Annotated in this window: 29 protein-coding genes and 4 tRNA genes; 19 read left to right on the top strand and 14 right to left on the bottom strand. The window is 60.3% G+C overall.

Annotated features, from left to right (window positions below):
- Positions 1–92 precede the first annotated feature (92 nt).
- The 3 genes from AC0IYH_RS07200 to AC0IYH_RS07190 all read left to right on the top strand — a co-directional run bounded on the left by AC0IYH_RS07200 (position 93) and on the right by AC0IYH_RS07190 (position 483).
- Positions 93–168: transfer RNA gene (locus AC0IYH_RS07200), tRNA-Val, on the top strand.
- Between the two features lie 55 nt (positions 169–223).
- Positions 224–300: transfer RNA gene (locus AC0IYH_RS07195), tRNA-Asp, on the top strand.
- A gap of 106 nt (positions 301–406) precedes the next feature.
- Positions 407–483, top strand: a tRNA-Asp gene (locus tag AC0IYH_RS07190).
- Positions 484–641: 158 nt separating this feature from the next.
- Here AC0IYH_RS07190 and AC0IYH_RS07185 read toward each other — a convergent pair.
- Positions 642–1,925 carry an NAD(P)/FAD-dependent oxidoreductase gene (locus AC0IYH_RS07185; RefSeq protein WP_122757974.1) on the bottom strand — a complete coding sequence of 428 codons (1,284 nt, stop codon included), beginning with the start codon at positions 1,923–1,925 and terminating at the stop codon, positions 642–644.
- 184 nt (positions 1,926–2,109) lie between these two features.
- Here AC0IYH_RS07185 and AC0IYH_RS07180 point away from each other — a divergent pair.
- A tRNA-Val gene (locus AC0IYH_RS07180) sits at positions 2,110–2,186 on the top strand.
- 157 nt (positions 2,187–2,343) lie between these two features.
- Positions 2,344–2,772 (top strand): hypothetical protein, encoded by a 429-nt coding sequence (locus AC0IYH_RS07175; protein WP_122773367.1) that lies wholly within the window; start codon positions 2,344–2,346, stop codon positions 2,770–2,772.
- Positions 2,773–2,809: 37 nt separating this feature from the next.
- Here the strand turns inward: AC0IYH_RS07175 and AC0IYH_RS07170 are convergent, their stop codons facing one another.
- Complete coding sequence (locus tag AC0IYH_RS07170) at positions 2,810–4,237, bottom strand: DHA2 family efflux MFS transporter permease subunit (protein WP_471833590.1); 1,428 nt, start codon at positions 4,235–4,237, stop codon at positions 2,810–2,812.
- A 183-nt stretch (positions 4,238–4,420) separates the two neighbouring features.
- On the opposite strand from AC0IYH_RS07170, the gene AC0IYH_RS07165 reads away from it, so the two are divergent.
- From AC0IYH_RS07165 to pcp, 4 genes are all read left to right on the top strand, one after another.
- Positions 4,421–5,044 carry a flagellar biosynthesis protein gene (locus AC0IYH_RS07165; RefSeq protein ID WP_177411943.1) on the top strand — a complete coding sequence of 208 codons (624 nt, stop codon included), beginning with the start codon at positions 4,421–4,423 and terminating at the stop codon, positions 5,042–5,044.
- Positions 5,045–5,322: 278 nt separating this feature from the next.
- Positions 5,323–6,039 carry a DUF969 domain-containing protein gene (locus AC0IYH_RS07160; protein ID WP_471833588.1) on the top strand — a complete coding sequence of 239 codons (717 nt, stop codon included), beginning with the start codon at positions 5,323–5,325 and terminating at the stop codon, positions 6,037–6,039.
- Complete coding sequence (locus tag AC0IYH_RS07155) at positions 6,036–6,986, top strand: DUF979 domain-containing protein (protein WP_471833586.1); 951 nt, start codon at positions 6,036–6,038, stop codon at positions 6,984–6,986. The genes AC0IYH_RS07160 and AC0IYH_RS07155 overlap by 4 nt, the downstream gene beginning before the upstream one ends.
- A 7-nt stretch (positions 6,987–6,993) precedes the next feature.
- Positions 6,994–7,635, top strand: a complete 642-nt coding sequence (gene pcp / locus AC0IYH_RS07150; RefSeq protein ID WP_471833584.1) for a pyroglutamyl-peptidase I — start codon at positions 6,994–6,996, stop codon at positions 7,633–7,635.
- A gap of 15 nt (positions 7,636–7,650) precedes the next feature.
- Here pcp and AC0IYH_RS07145 read toward each other — a convergent pair whose 3' ends face one another.
- From AC0IYH_RS07145 to AC0IYH_RS07125, 5 genes are all read right to left on the bottom strand, one after another.
- A complete protein-coding gene (locus AC0IYH_RS07145; protein WP_116626423.1) occupies positions 7,651–7,875 on the bottom strand; it encodes a hypothetical protein in 225 nt (74 codons plus the stop codon).
- A 130-nt stretch (positions 7,876–8,005) separates the two neighbouring features.
- On the bottom strand, positions 8,006–9,406 hold the full coding sequence (locus AC0IYH_RS07140; protein WP_471833582.1) for a heavy metal sensor histidine kinase: 1,401 nt from the start codon (positions 9,404–9,406) through the stop codon (positions 8,006–8,008).
- Complete coding sequence (locus AC0IYH_RS07135) at positions 9,403–10,074, bottom strand: heavy metal response regulator transcription factor (RefSeq protein ID WP_116626425.1); 672 nt, start codon at positions 10,072–10,074, stop codon at positions 9,403–9,405. Before AC0IYH_RS07135 ends, AC0IYH_RS07140 begins: the two co-directional genes overlap by 4 nt.
- Before the next feature lie 42 nt (positions 10,075–10,116).
- On the bottom strand, positions 10,117–10,362 hold the full coding sequence (locus AC0IYH_RS07130; RefSeq protein WP_116626426.1) for a DUF2790 domain-containing protein: 246 nt from the start codon (positions 10,360–10,362) through the stop codon (positions 10,117–10,119).
- Between the two features lie 112 nt (positions 10,363–10,474).
- The gene (locus AC0IYH_RS07125; RefSeq protein WP_122773360.1) at positions 10,475–11,245 is read right to left on the bottom strand and encodes an alpha/beta hydrolase; all 771 of its coding nucleotides are present in this window, start codon (positions 11,243–11,245) and stop codon (positions 10,475–10,477) included.
- A 201-nt stretch (positions 11,246–11,446) separates the two neighbouring features.
- Between AC0IYH_RS07125 and AC0IYH_RS07120 the strand changes: the two genes are divergently transcribed.
- On the top strand, positions 11,447–12,124 hold the full coding sequence (locus AC0IYH_RS07120) for an HAD family hydrolase (RefSeq protein WP_471833580.1): 678 nt from the start codon (positions 11,447–11,449) through the stop codon (positions 12,122–12,124).
- A gap of 18 nt (positions 12,125–12,142) precedes the next feature.
- On the opposite strand, the gene AC0IYH_RS07115 is transcribed toward AC0IYH_RS07120, so the two are convergent.
- The 3 genes from AC0IYH_RS07115 to csrA all read right to left on the bottom strand — a co-directional run bounded on the left by AC0IYH_RS07115 (position 12,143) and on the right by csrA (position 13,180).
- A complete protein-coding gene (locus AC0IYH_RS07115) occupies positions 12,143–12,430 on the bottom strand; it encodes a hypothetical protein (protein ID WP_471833578.1) in 288 nt (95 codons plus the stop codon).
- Positions 12,431–12,524: 94 nt separating this feature from the next.
- Positions 12,525–12,776 (bottom strand): hypothetical protein, encoded by a 252-nt coding sequence (locus AC0IYH_RS07110; protein ID WP_116626430.1) that lies wholly within the window; start codon positions 12,774–12,776, stop codon positions 12,525–12,527.
- A 209-nt stretch (positions 12,777–12,985) separates the two neighbouring features.
- The gene (gene csrA / locus AC0IYH_RS07105) at positions 12,986–13,180 is read right to left on the bottom strand and encodes a carbon storage regulator CsrA (RefSeq protein ID WP_003192511.1); all 195 of its coding nucleotides are present in this window, start codon (positions 13,178–13,180) and stop codon (positions 12,986–12,988) included.
- Between the two features lie 247 nt (positions 13,181–13,427).
- Here csrA and AC0IYH_RS07100 point away from each other — a divergent pair, with 247 nt between their 5' ends.
- Positions 13,428–13,808, top strand: coding sequence for an SPOR domain-containing protein (locus tag AC0IYH_RS07100; RefSeq protein ID WP_122773359.1), 381 nt, complete (start codon positions 13,428–13,430; stop codon positions 13,806–13,808).
- A gap of 31 nt (positions 13,809–13,839) precedes the next feature.
- On the opposite strand, the gene AC0IYH_RS07095 is transcribed toward AC0IYH_RS07100, so the two are convergent.
- The 3 genes from AC0IYH_RS07095 to AC0IYH_RS07085 form a co-directional block, all read right to left on the bottom strand.
- Positions 13,840–14,529: an endonuclease I family protein gene (locus AC0IYH_RS07095; protein ID WP_116626432.1), complete on the bottom strand. Its 690-nt coding sequence runs from the start codon at positions 14,527–14,529 to the stop codon at positions 13,840–13,842.
- 4 nt (positions 14,530–14,533) lie between these two features.
- On the bottom strand, positions 14,534–14,785 hold the full coding sequence (locus AC0IYH_RS07090) for a DUF1654 domain-containing protein (RefSeq protein WP_177409923.1): 252 nt from the start codon (positions 14,783–14,785) through the stop codon (positions 14,534–14,536).
- Between the two features lie 192 nt (positions 14,786–14,977).
- Positions 14,978–16,066, bottom strand: coding sequence for an asparaginase (locus AC0IYH_RS07085; protein ID WP_116626433.1), 1,089 nt, complete (start codon positions 16,064–16,066; stop codon positions 14,978–14,980).
- A 485-nt stretch (positions 16,067–16,551) separates the two neighbouring features.
- Here AC0IYH_RS07085 and AC0IYH_RS07080 point away from each other — a divergent pair, with 485 nt between their 5' ends.
- From AC0IYH_RS07080 to AC0IYH_RS07050, 7 genes are read left to right on the top strand one after another with little or no spacing between them, the layout of a single operon-like run.
- Positions 16,552–17,508, top strand: a complete 957-nt coding sequence (locus AC0IYH_RS07080; RefSeq protein ID WP_101272107.1) for a sugar ABC transporter substrate-binding protein — start codon at positions 16,552–16,554, stop codon at positions 17,506–17,508.
- A 57-nt stretch (positions 17,509–17,565) separates the two neighbouring features.
- On the top strand, positions 17,566–19,119 hold the full coding sequence (locus AC0IYH_RS07075; protein ID WP_116626434.1) for a sugar ABC transporter ATP-binding protein: 1,554 nt from the start codon (positions 17,566–17,568) through the stop codon (positions 19,117–19,119).
- Positions 19,116–20,093, top strand: a complete 978-nt coding sequence (locus AC0IYH_RS07070) for an ABC transporter permease (RefSeq protein ID WP_116626435.1) — start codon at positions 19,116–19,118, stop codon at positions 20,091–20,093. Before AC0IYH_RS07075 ends, AC0IYH_RS07070 begins: the two co-directional genes overlap by 4 nt.
- 3 nt (positions 20,094–20,096) lie before the next feature.
- A complete protein-coding gene (locus AC0IYH_RS07065; protein ID WP_116626436.1) occupies positions 20,097–21,119 on the top strand; it encodes a LacI family DNA-binding transcriptional regulator in 1,023 nt (340 codons plus the stop codon).
- 23 nt (positions 21,120–21,142) lie between these two features.
- Positions 21,143–22,060 carry a ribokinase gene (gene rbsK / locus AC0IYH_RS07060; RefSeq protein WP_471833573.1) on the top strand — a complete coding sequence of 306 codons (918 nt, stop codon included), beginning with the start codon at positions 21,143–21,145 and terminating at the stop codon, positions 22,058–22,060.
- A complete protein-coding gene (gene rbsD / locus AC0IYH_RS07055; RefSeq protein WP_116626438.1) occupies positions 22,057–22,461 on the top strand; it encodes a D-ribose pyranase in 405 nt (134 codons plus the stop codon). Before rbsK ends, rbsD begins: the two co-directional genes overlap by 4 nt.
- A 25-nt stretch (positions 22,462–22,486) precedes the next feature.
- Positions 22,487–23,515 carry a nucleoside hydrolase gene (locus tag AC0IYH_RS07050; RefSeq protein ID WP_122773356.1) on the top strand — a complete coding sequence of 343 codons (1,029 nt, stop codon included), beginning with the start codon at positions 22,487–22,489 and terminating at the stop codon, positions 23,513–23,515.
- Positions 23,516–23,548: 33 nt separating this feature from the next.
- Here the strand turns inward: AC0IYH_RS07050 and AC0IYH_RS07045 are convergent, their stop codons facing one another.
- Entirely contained in the window at positions 23,549–23,761 is a 213-nt protein-coding gene (locus AC0IYH_RS07045; RefSeq protein ID WP_116626440.1) for a hypothetical protein, read from the bottom strand.
- 155 nt (positions 23,762–23,916) lie between these two features.
- Here AC0IYH_RS07045 and AC0IYH_RS07040 point away from each other — a divergent pair, with 155 nt between their 5' ends.
- Positions 23,917–24,225 carry a hypothetical protein gene (locus AC0IYH_RS07040; protein WP_116626441.1) on the top strand — a complete coding sequence of 103 codons (309 nt, stop codon included), beginning with the start codon at positions 23,917–23,919 and terminating at the stop codon, positions 24,223–24,225.
- The last annotated feature ends 78 nt before the right edge of the window (positions 24,226–24,303 follow it).

Raw genomic sequence — 24,303 nt, 5'->3', positions numbered from 1 at the left:
TGAAGCAATTTTGTCTTTTTCAGAAAAACTTCAAGCAGGCTATTGACTTAGGTTCGTTACCTGCGTAAATTTCGCGGCCTCAACGAAGCAAAGGGTGATTAGCTCAGCTGGGAGAGCATCTGCCTTACAAGCAGAGGGTCGGCGGTTCGATCCCGTCATCACCCACCACTTCTTGAGAGTTTTGCCCTGGGGCAAGACGCAACGTTAAAGGTTGCACCGACGCGCAGCGGTAGTTCAGTCGGTTAGAATACCGGCCTGTCACGCCGGGGGTCGCGGGTTCGAGTCCCGTCCGCTGCGCCATATTTTCCAGGTCTGACTCGTCGGGCTTGAGATCGAACAGCCAAGGCTGATTGATCAGATGTTTAAAGACGGTTGAGGGTTTTGCGCTCAGCCGGTCAAGCGATACGCAGCGGTAGTTCAGTCGGTTAGAATACCGGCCTGTCACGCCGGGGGTCGCGGGTTCGAGTCCCGTCCGCTGCGCCATATCTGCCTCAAGGCCCACTGAACGCCTTGAAGCACAAAGCAAGCCGCTGGCTACTTTGATCCGATAGCAAATACCCTGGTCGAAAGACCGGGGTTTTTTGTGTCTGCGATTTGGCAAAACCGTTGAAAGAGCCGGCGCACCGGCTCTTGCGCTGTTGTCAGAACCCCAACTTGTCCCGCAACCCGTAATACCAGGCACCCAGCGCCGCAAATGGGGTGCGCAACAGTTGGCCGCCCGGGAACGGGTAGTGCGGCAGGTCGGCAAACGCATCAAAACGCTCTGCCTGGCCTCGAAGGGCCTCTGCCAATACCTTGCCTGCCAGGTGCGTGTATGTTACGCCGTGGCCGCTGCAGCCCTGGGAGTAATAGATGTTGTCGCCGAGGCGACCCACCTGTGGCAGGCGCGACAGGGTCAGCAGGAAGTTGCCGGTCCAGGCGTAGTCGATTTTCACATCCTTGAGCTGCGGGAACGCTTTGAGCATCTTTGGGCGAATGATCGCCTCGATGTTGGCCGGGTCGCGCGCGCCATACACCACGCCGCCGCCAAAGATCAGGCGTTTGTCGCCTGTGAGGCGGTAGTAGTCGAGCAGGTAGTTGCAGTCCTCGACGCAGTAATCCTGGGGTAGCAGCGTTTTGGCCAGTTCATCGCCCAGTGGCGCCGTGGTGATGACCTGTGTCCCGCATGGCATTGATTTGGCCGCCAGCTCCGGCACCAGGTTGCCCAGGTAGGCATTGCCGGCGACGATGATGAACTTGGCCCTGACCTTGCCCTCGGCGGTGTGCACCACCGGGTTGGCGCCGCGCTCGATACGCACCGCTGCCGATTGCTCGTAGATCGTGCCGCCCAGCGACTCCACGGCCGCCGCTTCGCCCAGTGCCAGATTAAGTGGGTGAATGTGGCCACCGCTCATGTCCAGCAGGCCGCCTACGTAGTTGTCGCACGCCACCACTTCGCGGATACGGCGTTCGTCCAGCAGCTCCAGTTGCGTATGGCCGTAGCGCTCCCACAAGCGCTTCTGCGATTCCAGGTGGCCCATGTGCTTGCTATTGAGTGCAGCAAACACGCCGCCATCCTTCAAGTCGCACTGGATCTGATACTTGGCAACCCGCTCGCGGATGATCCTGCCGCCCTCAAACGCCATCTGCCCGAGCAGCTGTGCCTGCTGGGGGCCGACACTGCGCTCGATCACGTCGATATCGCGGCTATAGCTGTTGACGATTTGCCCGCCATTACGGCCAGAGGCTCCAAAGCCCACCTTGGCGGCTTCGAGCACCGTCACGCGAAAACCGTTCTCCAGCAGAAACAGCGCGCTGGAAAGGCCGGTATAGCCGGCACCAATCACGCACACATCGGTTTCGACTTCGCCTTGCAGCATCGGGCGAGGCGGAACGGCATTCGCGGAAGCGGCGTAATACGACTGGGGGTAGGGGGTGTTCGCCATCCTGGAACCTCTGTTTTATATTTTTTACGAGTGCGCCGATCCTACCTGAGTTGAAAATTGCCTGCCAGCCACCTGCAAAAGGCGCATGTGCCGGCCGAAAATAAAAAATTCGCATATTCATAGGGTTAGCTGCAAAAAAGAGGTTGACACCCCTTCGAAATTCCGTAGAATGCCGCCTCACAGCAGGCACGTAGCTCAGTTGGTTAGAGCACCACCTTGACATGGTGGGGGTCGTTGGTTCGAGTCCAATCGCGCCTACCAAACAAAATCCGCTCTGCTGGGCGGTCTAGAAGGGCTCACCGAAAGGTGGGCCCTTTTTTGTTGTCCGCGATTTGAAAAGCTTTTGCAAAACCCCGACTAAAGTAACTGGCAGTCAAGCCGATGCAGTCAGTACTCTTTCGGCATCGGACCTATGGCAATGCTCATCAATATTAGCAATCCTCCCGCTGTATCCAGCAGTCAAAGCGTTGCCGCCCCGGTTGATTCCACAACAACCGATAGCACCAGCAGCGCAGATGGCTTGAAGGTCAATATGAACGCCGGTGCTGAAGGTGCTGGTGGTGTAGGCGGCGGCGAGGCGCCGCTCAAGCAGGACTCCGAGACTGTCAAGCAGCTGAAAAAGCAGATTGAACAGTTGCAGCAACTGCTTCAGCAGCAGCAACAAGCGTTGCAAAAAGCCCAGTCTGGCACCCAGGACCCAGACGCCAAGGCCGTCGCGGTAGCGGCGGCTCAATCGCAGATCGCGAGCACTTCAGCGGCCTTGCAGACGGTAACGTCGGCCTTGTTGAAAGCCGTGACTGATGAGGGCAACAGCGGCACGGGCTCTCTGGTCAGCACCACCGCCTGATTCATCGATGAGTGTGTTGACGCATCGAGCGCTGCGCTCAGCCGCGTGTCAGCACACTCTCCCCGGCGCCCGCCGGCAACCGATACACATCCACCAGCGCCAACATCCCCAGTAACGCGACCCCGATAAACGCCACGCGAAAATCCGCCGCTTGCGCCTGAATCTCATGCCCTTGCACGCTCATGGACGCCCGCAGCAACAGCGCCGCCACCGTCACGCCCATGCCCATCGCCAGCTGGAACGACATGCTGAACAGCGCCGATGCCTCGCTCATGCGCGGTTTGGGCACGTCTGCGAAGCCGATGGAGTTGTAGCAGGTGAATTGCATCGAGCGTGACAATCCGCCCACGAACAACACGGTCGCAATCAGCGCAAAGGGCGTCTGCGCGGTAAAGAGTGCACACGCGGCAATCGACACCACGCCAATCACCCCATTCACCAGCAGCACCTTGCGAAACCCATAACGCTGCATGATCGCGGTGGTGAAGGGTTTCATCGCCAGGTTGCCGGCAAACACCGCGAGCACCAGCAAGCCTGCATCCACCGGGGATAAGCCAAAGGCGACTTGAAACAGCAGCGGCAGCAGGAATGGCAGGGCGCTGATGGCCAGGCGGAACAGTGAGCCCCCATAGATGCTCACGCGAAAGGTATTGATGCGCAGGGTTTCCAGCGGCAGCAACGGCTCGGGGTAATGCCGGCAATGGTGCACGGCCCACACTGTCAGCACCAAACCCGCGACGACCACCCCGAAGCCCGGGATGAGCCTTTCGCCGCTCTGGCTGCCCAGCCATTCCAGCCCGCCGAGCAAGGCCACACAGGCGCCTGCCAGCAATACAAAGCCCTTGGCGTCGAACCTGCGCACCTGCGCTTCGCGGCCTTCCGGCACCAGCCACAGGGCGGCGACCAACGCCAGCAGGCCAAGCGGAATGTTCACGTAAAAGATCCACGGCCACGAGGCGTGGGTGACGATCAACCCGCCGGCCAGTGGCCCGAGAATCGGCGCCACCAGGCCGGGCCAGGTAATGATCGCGATCATTTTTACCAGGTCTTTCTTGTCTGTATTACGCAGTACGGCCAAGCGCCCCACGGGCACCATCAGCGCGCCGCCGATGCCTTGCAGTATCCGCGCGAACACAAACATCTCAAGACTTTGGCTCAGCCCGCAGAGCAGCGAGGCGAGGGTGAAGACAATGATTGCGCCGGCAAATACCCGGCGTGCGCCAAAACGGTCGGCGACCCAGCTGGACAGCGGAATGAAGATCGCCACGGCGAGGATATAGGCGGTGATGCCGATGTTCATGTCGACCGGGGTGACGCCAAACGCCGTCGCCATGGTTGGCAGCGCTGTGGCGATGACCGTAGCGTCGAGGTTCTCCATGAAGAAGGTCACGGCAACCACCAGGGCGATCAAGCGGGTTTGTACGCTAAGGCCGGTTTCGGCGGTGGGTGTGGCGGGAGAGGTCACCGGTACTGCCCCTTGTTCAGTGAAGGTCGCTGACCTCGAAGATACCGGCTAAGGCAGGAACGTACACGTGCGGGGGCGGGCGTTTTGATTAAATAGTTAGCGATACCGAAATGCCATCATCTAGGTACAATTGCCCTCGGCCGATATCCGGTCAAGCCATGATGGCGCTAGGGAGTGGTGTGTATGAGTGTTCGGTTAGCGGTGGGGATTGCGGCGTTGCTGGTGCTGTCGGGGTGTGTCACCAGCCGGTCGGAGGTTGCGGTCAATTTTGTGCCGCCGGCGAACGTGCAGGCTAACGCGAGCAATGGCAAGAAGGTGCTGATCAGTACGGTGGATGAGCGCGTCTTCCAGGTAAGCCCGCGTAACCCGGCAACGCCGTCGCTGAAAAATGACGAAGTCACCGATAAATCCATTACTGAACGCGCCATCGCTCGCAAGCGTAATGGTTACGGCATGGCGCTCGGCGACGTATTGTTGCCTTCCGGCCGCACCCTTGCGCAATTGGTCAATGAGTCGGTAGCCTCGGCCTACCAGCAAGCGGGCTATGAAGTCGTGACCGAGCCAAGTGCTGCTGATACTAAGGTGAAGGTGCATATCGTCGAGTTCTGGTCCTGGTTCACTCCGGGTTTCTTTATGGTTGACGTCAGCAGCAAGTCGCTTGTGCGTATCGAAATGCCGGGGGCCAAGACGTTCGACGTGGTCACCCTGCAAAACCAGAGCATGCAGGTGGTGATGGAAAAAGACTGGAAGAAAATCACCGAGCAGAATCTTCAGGAAGTGTCGCAGCAGACCGCCAGGCACCTCTAACGCGGTCAGGTACGGGGCAGGAGGGTCAACCGAGCGGTTGGCCCTTTTTGCATTTCACGTTTCTCCCCTCAATCAGCCACAAAATTTATTGGTCCGCAGCAACAATTTTTCTTGTTGGACACCTCCCGCCCCCAGGCAGCACAGTTGCCACCACTGACGCTCGACCTTCCGGGTCAACAATAAAAAACCGAGCCGACTGCACGCCACTTCTGCTGTGAACCCTTTGTTCACATCCTGCTGTAATGGCGCCGCAGCGCGCACTAAAGGACCTTTGTGCCATGCAAACTGTTGTGAACTTATGGCCGTTGATCGGCGTACTTGTGATCGTGGTTGGCTTTGTTTTGCGCTTCAATCCGCTGTTGGTGGTTACCGCCGCCGCTATCGCTACCGGGTTTGCTGCCCACTTCCCGCTGGAAAAAATACTCGAGACCATGGGTGATGGTTTCCTTCAGACCCGCGCCCTGCAATTGATTCTGTTGCTACCCCTGGCGGTCATCGGTTTGCTGGAGCGCCATGGCTTGCGCCTGCATGCGCAGAACTGGATCGCACGGTTCGAGCGCGCCACGGTAGGGCGCTTGCTGATCATGTATCTGTTTGTGCGCGAGTCCACGGCCGCCATGGGCTTGACCAGCCTGGGTGGGCACCCGCAGATGGTGCGCCCGCTGCTGGCACCGATGGCCGAGGGCGCGGCAGAAAAACGCTACGGCAAACTGCCGGACAAACTGCGCCACAAGGTGCTGGCGATGTGCGCGGCCACCGACAACGTCGGGCTGTTTTTTGGTGAGGATATTTTCGTTGCCTTTGGTGCGATTGCGCTGATGCACACCTTCCTGCTGGGCTCGGGGATTGATGTGGAACCGTTGCACATTGCGGTGTGGGGCATTCCTACGGCGATCTGCGCGTTTATCATCCACGCCATTCGCCTGCATCGATTCGACCGCAGGTTGACCCGCGAGATGACGCCTGTCGCCACCGCTGTGGAGGCCGCGCAATGATCATCTCCATTCAATACTTGTACTGGCTGGCCGGCGTTCTGTTGCTGATCACGGCGGGCATGATCGTGTTGGATCGCACCCATCCCAAGCGCTGGTCGAGTGCCTTGTTCTGGCTGCTGTTCGCGATTCCGTTTTTGGTGGGTGAGCGCCTGCCGTCGGTGGTCATCGGTGCGGGCGTGGTCGTGATGGCGTTGATCGCCGGTTTTGGCGGCGTCGGCCGTGGCACGCATGCCGAGCTGCATGACAAGGACTCGCGTGCCAGTGCCGGCCGCCTTGGGCACAAGCTGTTTATCCCGGCGCTGGCCATCCCGCTGACCACGGTGATCGGCTCGGTATTGCTCAAGCACACCGAAATCGGCGGTGTACCGCTGCTGGACCCGAAAAACACCACCTTCGTCTCCCTCGGCATCGGTTGCCTGATCGCCCTTGGTCTAGCCTGCTGGTTGACCCGTGATACGCCGGTTCAAGCCTTGCGTGAATCGCGTCGCCTGACTGAAGCCCTGGGCTGGGCCATGGTGCTGCCGCAAATGTTGGCGATGTTGGGCCTGCTGTTCAACGAAGCCGGGGTGGGCACGGCCGTGGCACACGTCACGACCACCTACATCAACCTGGACTTCAAGCTGGTTGCGGTGATGGTCTATGTATTGGGCATGGCGCTGTTCACGGTGATCATGGGTAACGGCTTCGCGGCGTTCCCGGTGATGACCGGCGGTGTCGGGGTGCCGGTGCTGGTCGGGATCTATGGCGGCAACCCGGCGGTGATGGCCGCGATCGGCATGTTCTCCGGGTACTGCGGTACGCTGATGACCCCGATGGCCGCCAACTTCAATATTGTGCCGGCGGCGCTGCTGGAGTTGCCGGACAAGAACGCGGTGATCAAGGCCCAACTGCCGACTGCGTTGATGATGCTGGTGGTTAATATTGTGCTGCTTTACCTGTTGATGTGAGGCCAGGATGCAAACTGTACTGCTGATGGGGTTCGAGCCCTTTGATCAAGACCTGGTAAACCCTTCGTGGGAAGCTGTGCGCCGCTTGGATGGCGTGCAGCTGGCCGTCGATGTGCGGGTGGTTGCGCGTCAACTGCCCTGTGCCTTTGCCACGGTGGGCGAGTGCCTGACCCAATTGATCGACGCGTTGCAACCCGCCATGGTGATTGCCAACGGGTTGGGCCCGGGGCGCAGTGTGATTTCCTTCGAGCGCGTGGCGATAAACGTGAATGATGCGCGCATCCCCGACAACCTGGGTGAGCAGCCGATCGATACGCCCGTCGTGGCAGACGGCCCGGCCGCGTACTTCACGACGCTGCCGATCAAGGCGATGGTCAAGGCGGTGCGCGAGGCGGGGATCGGAGCGTCGGTTTCGCAAACGGCGGGTACCTTTGTGTGCAACCAGGTGTTCTACCTGTTGCAACATGCACTCGCTGCCACTGCAGTGCGCAGTGGGTTTATCCATGTGCCCTACTTGCCGGAACAGGTGGTTGTTTCGGGTCAGCCTTCGATGGCGGTGGCCACAGTGGTCGAGGCGTTGAAGGTAGCGATGCTGGCTGCGTGGCAAACATCCGTGGATGTCGTTGAAGCGGGCGGGCAGGTCAGTTGACCTGCCTGATCAGCCTCAGGTCGCAAACAACCGGGTAAGCCCGAACGTGATGGCGCCGCCCAGGCCGGTCATGGCAAATGCCGTCGCCAAATACCACTTGATCAGGTTTGCTTCAGTGGTCGTAAGGTCCGCCTTGGTTGCAAAGTGTTTTTCCATGGAGTCTGCCTTGCTCGAAACGGTGATCAGCTTTTCTTTCATTTCAGCCAGCCCCTTTTCCAGTGAACCCAACCGTATTTCCATGCCCGAATCTCCCTGATTGATTACCGCTGCCGCCTCTACCTTGAGCCGGATCTTCAGGGGGCAGAATAGTGCGAGTGCGGGCCGGCAGTCATAAGCAAACCTTTGCAAAATAACACCGCGCTTAGGTTGCTCAGTCCTCACGCCGGGGAAAGAACAACTCGAAACACGTCACCCCCGCCTCGCTGCTCACGCCGTAGCGCCCGTTATGCAACTGCATGATGGTCGCCACAATCGACAGGCCCAACCCATTGGACTGGGCCGAGCGTTCCCGCGACTCATCCACCCGGTAAAACCGTTCGAACAGGCGTGGCAGATGCTCGGCTGCAATGGTTTCGCCGTGGTTGCTGACCCTCAGGTGGATGCCCTCGGCATTGGGGATGGCCTGGATCACCAGCTCTGAACGCGGTGCACCATATTTAATGGCGTTGGCACACAGGTTCGCCAGTGCCCGGCGCAACAGCATCGGTTCGGCCCAGATCACGCCTTCGCCCTCGGCCTGAATGCGCATATCCACATCGCCGGCCAAGCCTTCAAAGTAATCGGCGATGCGTTCCACTTCCTCGGCGGCACTGAGTTCCTGGCGTTGGCGCAAGGCGCTGGCGGGGTCGGTGCGGGCCAGGAACAGCATGTTGTCGAGCATGCGTGCCAGGCGCTCCAGCTCCTCGACGTTGGACGCCAGCAGTTGTTGATAGCTCTCGACGCTGCGCTGCTGTTGCAGGGCGACCTGGGTTTCGCCCAGCAGGTTATTGATCGGCGTGCGCAGTTCGTGGGCCATGTCGGTGGACACTTGGCCCAGTTGCACAAACCCCTTGGCCAGGCGTTCGAGCATGGTGTTGAACGAGTCGATCATCGGCAGCAGCTCTTTGGGTGTGCCGTGGCTGTCGAGACGTTCCGCCAGGTTGCCCACGCCAATGCCTTGGGTGTGCGCGGCCAGGCGCCGCAGCGGCACCAGGCCACGGTGCACCAGCAGGTAACTGACCACAGCGAGGATGACGGCCGCAATGCTGGCCAGGAAAAACACGCTCAGGCGATAGCTGGCGAGCATTGCGGTGCGTTCTGTCATCAGGCGCCCGGTGGTGACTTGCAGGCTGCCCAAGTCGCCGGAGTCGATGGACGCGGCGATGGTGGCGAACGGTACGCCATTGATGCCAGGCAAATGGTGCACGTCGGCAAAGCCCAGCGCGTGGTCTTTAGGGACGGGCGACACGGCGGGCATTTCAATATTGCCAGGGTTGACCAGCAGCAACGGCTTCTGCCCTGGTGCGGCGATGCTCAGCACTGATTCGCTGTTGCCCAGCATGTTCTGGAACAGCTCCGGCTTGGTCTTGATCAGGTCCAGGGTGTTGCTGTCGTTGAGCAGGTTGCGCAACTGGTCGGCGCGGTAGATCAGCGCGGCGTCATCCCGTTTGATCAGTTCGCGCTCCAGCTCGCGGTAGAGCGCCACGCCCAGGGTGGCGAGCAGGGCGAATGCCAGCAAGGCGAAAATCAGCGCCAGGCGCAGGGTCAGCGAATAGTGGCGACGGTTGCTCATGGCTGCGTATCGAAGCGGTAGCCGATGCCCCGCACGCTGTGGATCAGTTTGAGTTGGAACGGGTCGTCGATTTTCAGGCGCAGGCGCCGCACGGCCACGTCTACCACGTTGGTGTCGCTGTCGAAGTTCATGTCCCACACCCGGGAGGCGATCAGCGAGCGGGACAGCACCTGGTCCTGGTGCGTGGCGAACAGGTGCAGCAAGGCGAACTCCTTGTTGGTCAGCGTGATGCGTGTACCGCCACGGGTGACGCGGCGCTTGAGCACGTCGATCTGCAAGTCGGCGATCTGCAGCTGTTCCTCTTCCCGGCTGGGGCCGCGACGGGTCAGGGTGCGCAAGCGTGCGACCAGTTCGGCAAACGAGAAGGGCTTGATCAGGTAGTCATCGGCGCCCAGTTCCAGGCCCTTGATGCGGTCGGCAATGTCATCGCGGGCGGTAAGAAAAAGCACCGGCGTGTCGGCTTCCTTGCGCAGGCGGCGCAGGACTTCCCATCCGTCCATTTTCGGCATCATCACGTCCAGCACGATCACGTCGAACGGCGTTTCCAGCGCCTGGTGCAACCCGTCCACGCCATCGCGGGCCAGGCTCACGGAGTAACCCAGTTCCTGCAGGCCGTTAAGCAGGTAATTGCCGGCCTTGGGTTCGTCTTCGACTACGAGGATGTTCATGGGAAGTGCCCTGTCTCAATGCGTGGCGCCAGTGTAGACCGATCAATTGTCACTGGCGCAACCCATGCCCTGCACCTGGTAGTCCAGCACGTGTTCGCGGCCCTGGCTGTCGAGGTAGTTGAGTTGCGCCGGAACGATGCCGCATTGGCCGTAGGTGTCGGTACTCGACAGCACCTTGGCGACGTCCAGGTGTACGAAAAAGCCGGTTTTGTCGTGGATCACAGGTTCGGCAGCAAACACGGAACCGGTGGCGAGCAAAGCGGCAAAGCCCAGGATAAACAGTTTCATGACGGCATCTCTCTTGAAGGGGTTGGCTGCCAGGTCGTGGCAGTGAGTCCACGGTAACCAGGCGACCCGAACAGCCAACCAACAGGTTGATGACAAGTTTGTAATGCAGGGTTTAAGGCTGGCGGCCGGACGCTTCGAGGATCAGGTCGGTGATTTCCTTGGCGTGGGACACCAGCGACAAGTGGCTCGATGGCAGCTCGATGGTGCTGGCGTTCATGCGCTTGGCGAGGAAGCGTTCCAGGTCCGGGTTGATGGTCTGGTCGTTGGTCGACACGGCGTACCAGGATGGCTTGGTGTGCCAGGCGGCATTCACGGTGCGGCCGCTGAACAGGGTCTTGGTGATGGGTTGCTGCACGGCGTACAGCTCCAGCGCCTTGGCATGGGGCACATCGGCGGCGAAGTACTTGAGGAACGCGTCCTGGCTCAGGGTGAGGTAGCCGTCGTGGTCTTCCACTCCCGCACGCACAGGCATGCTCGGGTATTTGGCGGAGAGCGCGACAAAGTCTTCATTGGCGTCCGGCGCACGGGCGGCCACGTACACCAGGGAACTGACTTTAGGGTTGACCCCGGCGTCGCTTACCACGGTGCCGGCGTAGGAATGGCCGACCAGCACGGTAGGGCCATTCTGTTGATCCAGTACGCGATTGGTGGCGGCGACATCGTCGGCGACTGAGGTCAGCGGGTTTTGCACGGCGGTCACGTGCAGGCCGGCGGCCTGGAGGCGGGTGATCACCTCGGACCAGCTCGACCCGTCTGCCCAGGAGCCGTGTACCAGTACCACGTTATTGGCTTTGACCGGGGCGACGGTGCCGGCCATGGCACTGCCGGTGCCGAGCATCAGCAGGCTGGCGGCGATCAGGCAGAGTGTGCTTGCAGGTTTCATGGGTGGACCCTTTTCATCAGTGGGAAGTGGCGTCAACCGGTGTGGCTGACTGACGACTCCACTGTATGAAGCGAGGGGGCTCTGCAGACTGACAGCTTGATTACAAAGCTGTAATGCAGTCGGCAACGTTTACAAGCACCGAGGTGATCCGTAGATTGCATCGGGCCGAATATTTGTTATCGCCCACGAGGAAGCCACGCAGTGTTCATCCGAGGTTCAGCCGTTTTTGCCCGCCCTTACCGCGCCTTTCTGTTCGATATGGACGGGACCCTGCTCAACTCCATCGCTGCCGCCGAGCGGGTATGGAGCATCTGGGCCGAACGCCATGGCCTGGATGTAGCGGCTTTCTTGAAGACGATTCACGGCGCCCGTGCGATCGATACCATCAGGCGTCAGGCGCTGCCCGGCGTCGACCCTGAGGCTGAGGCGCAGTGGATCACCGAAGCCGAGCTGAATGATGTCGAAGGTGTGGTGGCGATTCCCGGTGCGGTCGCATTCCTGAACAGCCTGCCGGGCGATCAATGGGCGTTGGTCACCTCTGCACCCAGGGAGCTGGCGTTGCGTCGGCTGCAAGCGGCCGGCATCGCGCCGCCGGCGGTGCTGGTCACGGCTGAGGATGTCGCCGTCGGCAAACCGGACCCCGCCTGTTATGTACTGGGCGCGCAGCGCCTGGGCGTGGCGGTGCAGGACTGCCTGGTGTTTGAAGATGCGACGGTGGGGATTCGCGCCGGTGAAGCGGCCGGGGCGGATGTGATGGTTGTGACCGCGACACACCTCAAGCCCATGCTCACCGAGCATCCATTGATTGACGGGTATGAGCGGCTACGCGCGCAGCGCGCCGCTGATGGTGGGTTGTCCTTGCACAACGAGGCGGGCTGACACGCAGCGCTAGCGGTCCTAGCCTTGTTCGCAGGTTGCGCTGGCAGGCGGCGGCTGCATCCGATCATTCCTCATGCCCTGGCGCGACAGCACCATCTCCCTGAGGATTTCATTGGCCAGCCTGGCAATCGCCTCGGCGCCGCGATAATGCGCGCGGACGATTCCGGTGATTGCGAAATGGTCGGTTTCCGGGCCGCTGAGCACGGCCGAAAGGGTGCCGTCGGCGTGCAATGTGCAACTGACCGTATAGCTGGGCAGACGGGCTGCCAGTTCGGATTCGATTTGGGTTTTGGTCAGGGTGTCCATCTGCTTCAGCGCCTCTCAGTGACCGTGCAGAGAAAAGCATAGGCCGTGTTATAGGCCTGTAAATACCGGCGATCTGATAGCCAAAGGTTTGCCATCACGGTGCGGATTTCTGCGTGGCGTGCTGGCATAACTTACGCTGCACGGCTTTCTGGATGGGCTTGAGACAGAACATGAACAGGTAGCCAGCCAGTAACAATGCCAGGTCCAGCCAGGAACGCGGATCCGCGGAATCAGCACCTGCGAGTTCAAGCCTGAGGCCATATTCCAGGCCCACAAAGGCCAGACCGATCAGCAGGGCGATGGTCCAGGACGTGGAGAGAAATGGCTGCGCAGTACTGGGCCGCATCGACGTGCTCCTGAGCGCACACGGGTGGCATGGTGTCAGTCAGAGATTCGGCTGAGAATGGCGCGACAAGTTCCGAGCGTGAAGACAGTTTCATCTTGCCGCGAAGATGAACGCATGGGTGAAGTCGATCACGCAACAGGCACAAGAGCAGTGCGAAGGGGTTTTCGCCAGCCGTTACAGTGAACGAAAGGGCTGGCTACTGAGGTGCTTCAAGGCGTCTGGTTTTTGTCCGGAGCAGTCAGGCCGGCCTGGATGCGCTGGTAGATCTCCTCGCGATGCACGGCAACATCCTTGGGTGCGTTGATGCCGATTCGTACTTGCTGGCCGCTGACGCCCAGGATGGTGATCGTGATGTCATCACCGATGTTTATGCTTTCACCGACTTTGCGGGTGAGTATAAGCATGGACTTCTCCTTGATTACTTTTAAGGACACATGTTTCAGACAGGGCAGATGTCGGATGTGTGTAGCTTACTGCTAAGCGCTTCCCTGTGACTGCCTCTTTTAGGACGCATAGAGGCGACATTAATTCCCATGGCGGCATCATACAGGTCTGCGATACATCATTCGCATTGTTTAAGCCAACGTTTATGACGGCCAGAATAGACAGTGAATGATAAAGTTGCCTCTTTATCCTTAAAGGAGCAGGGCTGTGCGTAAAGTAGCAATGGCAATTGTGGTGTTGGCGTTGGCCGGTTGCGGTGAAGGTAAGCCTGTCGATGCCCCCAAGGCCAAGCCTGCCGTGGTCGAAAGCCAGTCACAAACCGGCGCAATCGCGGCTCCAGAGTGGGATATCCTGGTCGGCCCACCGGATCACAAGTTGCAGGCGATCACCGACCTCACGGCCTGGCTGCTCGAGCATGGCTTCAATTTCTATATCGTGAAAATGGACGGCAAGGACGAAGTGCTGCTGGGGCCGTTCGCAACCAGGGCCGAGGCCGAGGCCAAGCAGGCATTGCTGAACGAAAAAATGGCGCGAGCCAAGAAAACCGACACCGTCTCGGAGATCATCGAACATAACGTCGCGCAGTAACGGGCTGGATGGGCGGCAGCTCCGCCCATTTTCAACCGCAGGCTTTCAGGTTCACCGGGCCGACAAATTCATTGCCGCGCCCCATCACACACGCCACGGTCTGGTTGCGCTGACGCTCCCATGTCTGCACCGGGTAGGTCTTGTTCCAGGCTTCATACAACTGGCGATCCTGCTTGGACAGGCGCAAGCCGTACTGTTTACTCATGTAAAAATAGGTGCGCGCGATCATTCCACGAATGGACGGGCGCGGCATGACCTTCTTGGCCTTGAAGTCCACCTGGGTCAGGCATGAACCGTACTGCCCGCTTTGCACCGGCAGCCAGCCAAAACTGAAGTTATTACGGTCGCCATTGACCTCGCCAATGCTCGGTACCAGATTGTGCAGGTCCGCTTCGGCGCGCTTGAACACGTCATCATGGCGCGTGCAGTTCTTGCGCCCGCCGTTCTGCCAGCACTGGCGCTGATGCCCGATTTGCCAGGCCGGAACAATGTGCTCCCACTCTATGCGCGCGGCCCGGCTGGCGTTTTTGCGCGGGATGTAGCCGCAGGCTTTGAGGTCCACGCGGTTGCCGGTGTATTTGCAGCCGCAATAGAACTCGGTGGACTGAGGGGCATAGAGCGTCCAGGCAACTTTCTTGGCTTCGCTGAATGTGCGAGGCGCTTGGGCGTGTGCGGTGACGGCAAAAAACACACAGCACACAGCGATAAAACGGGCACTCATCGCATCAGTCTTCCTTCGGTACAACCCAAAAAATCTGCACGCCGCCGTCGTCCCGATAGGCGAGGGTGACGTTATCGTTCTCTGCGATTTCTTCCAGCAAGCGCGCCCATTCATCCTCCGGTTCGTCCGGCAAGCGGAAGATCAAGGCGGCCTTGGCCTTCTGGGCGTTGGTTGAGTTGATGATCTTTTGCACGCGGATAGCCAGGCGTGCGTAAGCATCAGGCGGGGTTGGCGCTGCGGAAGAGGACTTTGCCACGGAGTATTCCTTGATAAGCTGTACGCACATACAGTATTTAACTGTGGGCGATTTCGCAACTGCTTAAATTTCAAGAAGTTCGTCTGACGGCTTTTGAGGCAGATTGGTGTAGGGCGAAGGCGTGTGTGTCGGAGGATTTTGCGCGCTGGGCAGAGGCGGATGAATCCGCCCCTGCCCAGATGTCACCAGGAATCAATATTCCCAGAACATCCGTTGCAGCTCTTTGCTGTCCTGGGTCTTGGTCAGGGCGACCATCGCCAGGATGCGGGCTTTCTGTGGGTTCAGGTCGAGGGCGGCGACCCAGTCATACTTGTCGTCAGGCTGTTCGGCATTGCGCAGCACCATGCCGCCGGCATTCACGTGGGAAGAGCGAATGATCTGCACGCCTTGCTTACGCAATTCCACCAGGGCAGGGACCACCTTGGACGACACCGACCCATTGCCGGTGCCAGCGTGGATGATGGCTTTGGCGCCAGCCTGGGCGAGGGCCTTGTACGCAGTGTCACTTACGTTGCCATAGCCGTAGGCGATTTCGACGTCCGGCAGGCTCTTGATGTTCTTGATGTCGAACTCGGAGTCCATGGTGTGGCGCTTGGCTGGCAGGCGGAACCAGTAGGATTTGCCTTCAACCACCATGCCCAGCGGGCCCCAAGGGCTCTTGAACGCTTCGGTCTTGATGTTGATCATCTTGCTGACGTCGCGACCCGACTGGATCTCGTCGTTCATGGTCACCAGCACGCCCTTGCCGCGCGCGTCTTTGCTGCCGGCCACGGCCACGGCGTTGTACAGGTTAAGCATGCCGTCCGCCGACATGGCGGTGCCTGGGCGCATGGAGCCGACGACAACGATGGGCTTGTCGGTCTTTTCCACCAGGTTCAGGAAGTAGGCGGTTTCTTCCAGGGTATCGGTACCGTGGGTGATCACGATGCCATCCACATCCTTGCTGTCGGCCAGTTCGGCGACGCGACGGCCCAGTTGCAGCAGGTTGTCGTTGTTGATGCTTTCGGACGCAATTTGCATCACTTGCTCACCGCGGACATTGGCGATCTGGCTAAGCTCAGGAACACCGGCAATCAATTGTTCGATGCCGACTTTGGCCGCCTGGTACGTGGCGCTGTTGGCCGCGCTGGCGCCGGCGCCGGCAATGGTGCCGCCGGTGGCGAGAATCACCACGTTGGACAGTTTGGTCTTGGTTTCAACGTCCTTTGCCTGGGCGGCAACGGGGAACAGCAGCAGGAGGGCCAACGCGCCCGGAACAAAAGTCTTCAGTGCAGATTTCATTATTTTTCTCTCTGGTTTTTGATGAGTGCTGTAGCAGGTTCATCTAGAACACCCGGGCGGTTCTGAACGCTCGAGGTGCTGAGAAAGAGCAGGATTTGTACCAAGCTCATGATGTTGGTGTTTATGAATTAACGTGTTGATTTAAAACAAATTTAAATGTGCTTATAAACTGTTCGTCGACGTTTCCGTCCGGCTTTCCGAACAGGCGAGTAGTTTTGCGTTCGGTTGTCCGAAAACTCTTACGGAATTCTCATGAGGAGCGCCTCGCAGCCTGTCGTTTTAAAGAACGGCTGGGGAAGGGCGATGTTTAATCACGGCGCTGTAACGGCTTGCACGCAAGGAGGGGGATGGGCTTGGATGAAAGGCTGTTTTCTACCGTTGACAAATCCCCGCAAGGTTCTCATAGTTTGGCTAACGCAAACGTTTGCGAGATGTTTCACGAGCGCAAGCGTTGCTCACAATAATCATAAGATCGGAGTGAACCCATGAAGCTGCCATTCGCTGGACGTCTTCTTGCTGTCGCTGTGCTTGCTGCCGCATCCGCCGCTTTACCTCTCTCTTCCGCATTTGCTGATGAGGCCGCCAAACCCAAGGTCGGCCTGGTCATGAAATCCCTCGCCAACGAATTTTTCGTCACCATGCAAGACGGTGCCAAGGCGTACCAGAAAGACCACGCCGCCGATTTCGACATGATCACCAACGGGATCAAGAACGAAACCGATACCAGCGCGCAGATTGATATCGTCAACCAGATGATCCTCGCCAAAGTCAACGCCATCGTCATCGCCCCGGCCGACTCCAAGGCGCTGGTTACCGTGTTGAAGAAAGCCTCCGATGCCGGCATCAAGGTCGTCAACATCGACAACCGCCTGGACCCTGGCGTGCTGAAAAGCAAAAACCTCGATATCCCCTTCGTAGGTCCCGACAACCGCAAAGGCTCCAAGCTGGTGGGTGACTACCTCGCCAAGCAGCTGGCTGCGGGTGACAAGGTCGGCATCATCGAAGGCGTCCCGACCACCACCAATGCCCAGCAGCGCACCGCAGGCTACAAGGATGCGATGGATGCTGCCGGGATGAAGATCGTCTCCACCCAATCCGGCAACTGGGAAATCGACCAGGGCCAGAAAGTCGCGTCCGCCATGCTGAGCGAATACCCGGACCTCAAGGCATTGTTGGCCGGTAACGACAACATGGCCCTGGGCGCTGTCTCCGCCGTGCGTGCGGCAGGCAAGGCCGGCAAAGTGCTGGTGGTGGGCTACGACAACATCGAAGCGATCAAGCCAATGCTGCAGGACGGCCGCGTGCTCGCGACCGCCGATCAGGCAGCCGCCCAGCAAGCGGTGTTCGGTATCCAGAACGCGCTCAAGCTGGTCAAGGGTGAGAAAGTCGATGCCCAGGATGGCGTGATCGAAACCCCGGTCGAACTCGTCCTCAAGAAGTAATCCTGGCTGCACCCAACAGCGTCCGCCCGTCCTGGGCGGGCGCCTGGAGATTTTCCTATGTCATCTTCCGCCCCGAACGCTGTCCTCTCGGTCAGCGGTATCGGTAAGACCTATGCCCAACCGGTTCTGTCCGACATCACCCTGACGCTCAATCGCGGGGAAGTGCTGGCGCTTACCGGAGAAAACGGCGCCGGCAAAAGTACCTTGTCGAAGATCATCGGTGGGCTGGTCACGCCGACTACCGGGCACATGCAGTTCAACGGCCAGGACTTTCGCCCCGGCAGCCGCACCCAGGCTGAGCAGTTGGGCGTGCGCATGGTGATGCAAGAGCTGAACCTGCTGCCAACCCTGACCGTGGCCGAAAACCTGTTCCTGGATAACCTGCCCAACCACGGTGGCTGGATCAGCCGCAAGCAATTGCGCAAAGCTGCGATCGAGGCCATGGCCCAGGTCGGCCTGGACGCCATCGACCCGGATACCCTGGTCGGCAGCCTCGGTATCGGGCATCAGCAAATGGTCGAGATTGCCCGCAACCTGATCGGCGACTGCCACGTACTGATCCTCGACGAACCCACGGCCATGCTCACCGCCCGTGAAGTCGAGATGCTCTTTGAACAAATCACCCGCCTGCAGGCCCGGGGCGTGGCGATCATTTATATTTCGCACCGGCTCGAAGAGCTGGCTCGTGTTGCCCAACGCATTGCGGTACTGCGTGACGGCAAGCTGGTCTGCGTCGAACCGATGGCCAATTACAACAGCGAGCAACTGGTGACCTTGATGGTCGGCCGCGAGCTGGGCGAACACATGGACCTCGGCCCGCGCAGCATTGGCGGCCCGGCCCTGACGGTGACAGGCCTGACCCGCTCGGACAAGGTTCGCGACGTGTCCTTCCAAGTGCGCGCCGGTGAGATCTATGGCATCTCCGGCCTGATCGGCGCCGGTCGCACTGAATTGCTGCGCCTGATCTTCGGCGCCGACCTGGCCGACAGCGGCACCGTGGCGCTCGGCTCGCCGGCCAAGGTGGTGAGCATTCGCTCGCCGGTGGACGCAGTCGGTCATGGCATCGCGCTGATCACCGAGGACCGCAAGGGCGAAGGCTTGCTGTTGACCCAGTCGATCAGCGCCAATATCGCCTTGGGCAACATGCCGGAAATTTCCGGCGGCGGCGTCGTTAACCGTCGCGACGAAACGGCCTTGGCCAAGCGTCAGATCGACGCCATGCGCATCCGCAGTTCCAGCCCGGCGCAATTGGTGTCGGAGCTGTCCGGCGGCAACCAGCAGAAAGTGGTGATCGGCCGTTGGCTGGAGCGTGATTGCTCAGTGATGCTGTTCGACGAGCCCACCCGTGGCATCGACGTAGGCGCCAAGTTCGACATTTATGCACTGCTCGGCGAATTGACCCGCCAGGGCAAAGCGCTGGTGGTGGTGTCCAGCGACCTGCGTGAACTCATGCTGATCTGCGACCGCATCGGCGTGCTTTCCGCCGGGCGTCTGATCGAGACCTTCGAGCGCGACAGCTGGACCCAGGACGAATTGCTCGCCGCCGCCTTTGCCGGCTATCAGAAACGTGATGCGCTGCTCAACGACGCAGCGCTTAGGGATACCCCATGAAAACTACAACTTCCCCCGGTAAAACTGGCGGCAACTTCTACGGCCTGGGCACCTACCTGGGGCTGGCGGGCGCGCTGCTGGCGATGATTGCGCTGTTCTCGGTGCTCAGCGATCACTTCTTGTCCTATGACACGTTCAGTACCCTGGCCAACCAGATCCCGGACCTGATGGTGCTGGCGGTGGGCATGACCTTCATCCTGATCATCGGCGGCATCGACCTGTCGGTGGGCTCGGTGCTGGCGCTGGCGGCCTCGGCCGTCAGCGTGGCGATCCTCGGCTGGGGCTGGAGCGTATTGCCGGCCGCTGTGCTTGGCATGGGCTGCGCGGCGCTGGCCGGCACCATTACCGGCTCGATCACCGTGGCGTGGCGGATTCCGTCGTTCATCGTGTCCCTGGGCGTGCTGGAAATGGCCCGTGGCGTCGCGTATCAAATGACCGGCTCGCGCACTGCCTATATCGGTGATTCGTTTGCCTGGCTGTCTAACCCGATTGCCTTCGGCATTTCGCCGTCGTTCATCATTGCCCTGTTGGTGATTATCGCCGCGCAGTTGGTGCTGACCCGCACCGTGTTCGGCCGTTACCTGATCGGCATCGGCACCAACGAAGAGGCCGTGCGCCTCGCCGGGATCAACCCCAAGCCCTACAAAATCCTGGTGTTCAGCCTGATGGGGCTGCTCGCCGGTGTGGCGGCGCTGTTCCAGATTTCGCGCCTGGAAGCGGCGGACCCGAACGCCGGCTCCGGCCTGGAGCTGCAAGTGATTGCGGCCGTGGTGATCGGCGGCACCAGCCTGATGGGTGGGCGCGGTTCGGTGATCAGCACGTTCTTCGGTGTATTGATTATTTCGGTATTGGCCGCCGGCCTGGCGCAGATCGGCGCGACGGAACCGACCAAGCGCATCATCACGGGTGCCGTGATCGTGATCGCCGTGGTCCTCGACACCTACCGCAGCCAGCGCGCCAGTCGGCGGGCCTGAACCATGGCAACGATCAAGGATGTGGCCGCGCTTGCAGGTATTTCCTACACCACGGTGTCGCATGTGGTGAACAAGACGCGGCCGGTCAGCGAGCCGGTACGGATCAAGGTCGAAGCGGCGATCAAGCAGCTCGACTACGTACCCAGCGCCGTCGCGCGCTCGCTCAAGGCCAAGACCACGGCCACCATCGGCCTGCTGGTGCCCAACAGCCTCAACCCGTATTTTGCGGAGTTGGCGCGGGGCATCGAGGATTACTGCGAGCGTAACGGCTACTGCGTGATCCTGTGCAATTCCGATGACAACGCGGAAAAACAACGCAGCTATCTACGCGTGTTGCTGGAGAAACGCATCGATGGCCTGATCGTGACCTCGGTGGGCGGCGACGACAGTGGCCTTGCCGCCGGCTTGAGCGCGGTGCGCACGCCGATGGTCATTGTCGACCGGGCGCTGGACGGCATTGATGTCGATCTGGTGCGTATCGACCATGAGGAGGGCGCCTACCTGGCGACCCGCCACCTGCTTGAGCTGGGCCATCGGGACATCGCCTGCATCGGCGGCCCGAGCCACACCCGCGTGGCGCAAATGCGCCTGGCGGGTTACCACCGGGCGCTGCGTGAAGCGGGCGTGGACGTGGCGGCCAATCGCACCCGGGAAAGTGACTTCACCAGCACCGGCGGTTATGCCGCGGCCGTGCAGCTGCTGGCGCAAAACCCGCCCAGCGCGATTTTTGCCAGCAACGACATGATCGGCTTCGGCGTACTGCGCGCGGCGGCCGAGCGTAATATCCGCGTACCGGGCGAGCTGTCGGTGATTGGTTTCGATGACATTCAAATGGGCCGCTACGTGTACCCGGCGTTGACCACGGTCGGGCAGTCGATCTTGCAACTGGGCGAGATGGCGGCCGAGCTTTTACTGCAACGAATTGCAAGCCCCCAACTGCCGATCGATCAACGTATCGTGACGCCGAGCATTGTGTTGCGCGAGTCGACGGCGCCCGTCGCCGGGACGTTCGCCCAATACCGCTGAACCGAATTGATGAGTACTGATGTATGCCAGCAAAAGTAGTGGTAATAGGCAGCTTGAACATGGACCTGGTCACCCGCGCGAGCCGGTTGCCACGTGCCGGTGAAACCCTGATCGGCCAGACGTTCTCGACCGTGCCTGGTGGCAAGGGCGCCAACCAGGCGGTGGCGTCGGCACGCTTGGGGGCTGATGTGGCGATGATCGGCTGCGTCGGCAGCGATGCGTACGGCACTCAGTTGCGCGACGCCTTGCTGGTGGAAGGTATCGACTGCCAGGCGGTCAGCACCGTGGGCGGCTCCAGCGGCGTGGCGTTGATCGTGGTGGATGACAGCAGCCAGAACGCGATTGTGATCGTCGCCGGCAGCAACGGTGAGCTGACGCCCGCCTCGCTAAAGGCCTTTGATGCGGTGTTGCAGGCCGCCGAAGTGATCGTCTGCCAGCTGGAAGTACCGATGACCACCGTGGGTTATGCCCTCAAGCGCGGCCGCGAGCTGGGCAAAACCGTGATCCTCAACCCGGCCCCGGCCAGCGCGCCGTTGCCGGCCGAATGGTATGCCTCGATTGATTACCTGATTCCCAACGAAAGCGAAGCGAGCGCGCTGACTGGTGTAGCAGTCGACTCTCTGGACAGCGCTAGGGTCGCGGCCTTGCAACTGATCCAGGCGGGCGCCGGTAAAGTCATCATCACCCTGGGCGCGCAGGGCGCCTTGTTCAGTGATGGCCAGGTGTTCGAGCACCTGGTGGCGCCCAAGGTCAAGGCGGTGGATACCACCGCGGCCGGCGACACCTTCGTCGGCGGCTTTGCCGCCGCGCTGGCCAATGGCAAAAGCGAAGCCGAAGCCATCCGTTTTGGTCAGGTCGCCGCCGCGCTGTCGGTGACCCGTGCCGGCGCGCAACCCTCCATTCCTACGCTGCACGACGTACAAGGTTTTGTGCCCTCATGAAAAAGACCCCTCTGCTCAATATCGCCCTGTCGCGCGTCATCGCCTCCCTGGGCCATGGCGACATCCTGGTGATCGGCGACGCTGGCCTGCCGGTGCCGCCCGGCGTCGAGCTGATCGACCTGGCATTGACCCAAGGCATTCCGGATTTCATCAGCACCTTGCGCATTGTGCTCAGTGAAATGCAGGTGGAAAGCCACGTGCTGGCGGAAGAAATCCTGCTCAAGCAACCGCCAGCACTGACGGCGCTGAATACCCTGACTGAACAGGCCGCCCTCGGTGAGCGGCGCCTGGTCAACCATGCAGAGTTCAAGCAGCTCAGCCGCAAGGCGCGCGCCGTGGTGCGCACCGGCGAATGCCAGCCTTACTGCAATATCGCGCTGGTATCCGGCGTAACGTTCTAGAGTTCCCAACGACAAGGAGTGTTTTATGCAACGTGGTCTCCCAACCCTGAAAAACCTGTTTCGGAGTGTTTTGCTTTTGTCCGCACTCACTGCTGCCAGCGCCCATGCGGCGGAAAAAATCGACCTGATCATCGACACCGATCCGGGCGCCGACGATGTGGTGGCCTTGCTGTTTGCCATGGCCTCCCCGGACGAACTGAACATTCGTGCGCTCACCACCGTCGCCGGCAACGTGCGCCTCGACAAGACCTCGCGCAACGCACGCCTGGCGCGCGAGTGGGCAGGGCGAGAGGAGATCCCGGTGTACGCCGGCGCGCCAAAACCTCTGCTGCGCACGCCGATCTATGCCGAGAACATCCACGGCAAGGAAGGTATTTCCGGGGTCACCGTGCATGAGCCGAAAAAGGGCCTGGCCGAAGGCAATGCCGTTGACTACCTGATCAAGACCCTCAGCGCTGCCAAACCCCACAGCATCACCATCGCCATGCTTGGCCCGCAGACCAACCTGGCGCTTGCATTGACCCAGGCGCCAGAAATCACCCAAGGCATCAAGGAAGTGGTGGTGATGGGCGGCGCGCACTTCAACGGCGGCAACATCACGCCCGTGGCGGAATTCAACCTGTTCGCCGACCCGCTGGCGGCCGAGATTGTGCTCAAGAGCGGCGTCAAGCTGACTTACCTGCCGCTGGATGTGACCCATAAAGTCCTCACCAGCGAGGCACGCCTGAAAAAGATCGCCGACATCAACAACAATGCGAGCAAGGTGGTGGGCGATATTCTCAATGAATACGTCAAGGGCGACATGGAGCACTACGGCATCCCGGGTGGCCCGGTGCATGACGCCACCGTCGTGGCCTACCTGCTCAAGCCTTCGTTGTTCAGTGGGCGTGAGGTCAACGTGGTGGTGGACAGCCGTGAGGGCCCAACCTTCGGCCAGACCATCGTCGATTGGTACGATGGCCTGAAACAACCCAAGAACGCGTTCTGGGTTGAGAACGGCGACGCCCAGGGCTTCTTCGATCTGCTGACCGAACGCCTGGCACGTTTGAAATAATACGTTTGCCGGTCGGCGCTCGCCGACCGGTTTCTATTCGCGCTCGGGGTCGTGCGCGCCCATATGATCGGCCGGGTATTTTTCGAATATCTGGCCGATGAACGCTTGCGCCGCTTGCGTGCCAAGCTCCTTGACCAGCAGGTCGATACCAATGATTGCCAACTCCTCAGGGCTTCCGGGGCTGTAGGAACTTTGCCCTTGGGGCCACTTGGCTTTGATGTCGGCTTGGATCGTTACGGTGGTCATGGGTATCTCACGGGCTGAAAGTGCTGGGCAATGCGCTGGAATGCGGTCCAGCGGGCGCAGTTAAGCATTTTGCGCTGCATTTGGCACTGCTACTTAGGCATGAAGAAGGCGCTGTGCGACACTGTCCGCCTGTTTTAATTGCCGGGGAGTACCGCGTGCAGATCGACTTGAACAACCCCGAGAACCTGACCCTGGCTGCCGTGCGCCAATTGATCGCCAGTGCCAGTGATGACGAACATACACAATTGCGAGTGACCAACAGCGGAATCGCTTACATCTCCTCAGGGCCTGCGGTGGGCGGCGTGGACATTGACGGGTTGTTGTTCCGCCTGGAAACCTGGGCCAAAGGCTCGGGTTATGTAGGCAATGTGGCTGCCAGTGATGAAGTCTGGGTCATGCAGATTTTCAATGCGCTGAAACAGAACTGGCCGAAGCCGCCGTTTGATTACATCGACGTCTACTGATTGCGTTCATATCTGGTCACGATTGACCGGGCGATTGCCTGTCGAGAGTCAGGCAGACTTGCCCGGAAGCGGCTTACG

Source organism: Pseudomonas sp. AC463 (assembly GCF_979253585.1).
The sequence above is the reverse complement of the archived record's forward strand: the minus strand, read 5'-3'. Positions and strand labels throughout refer to the sequence as shown.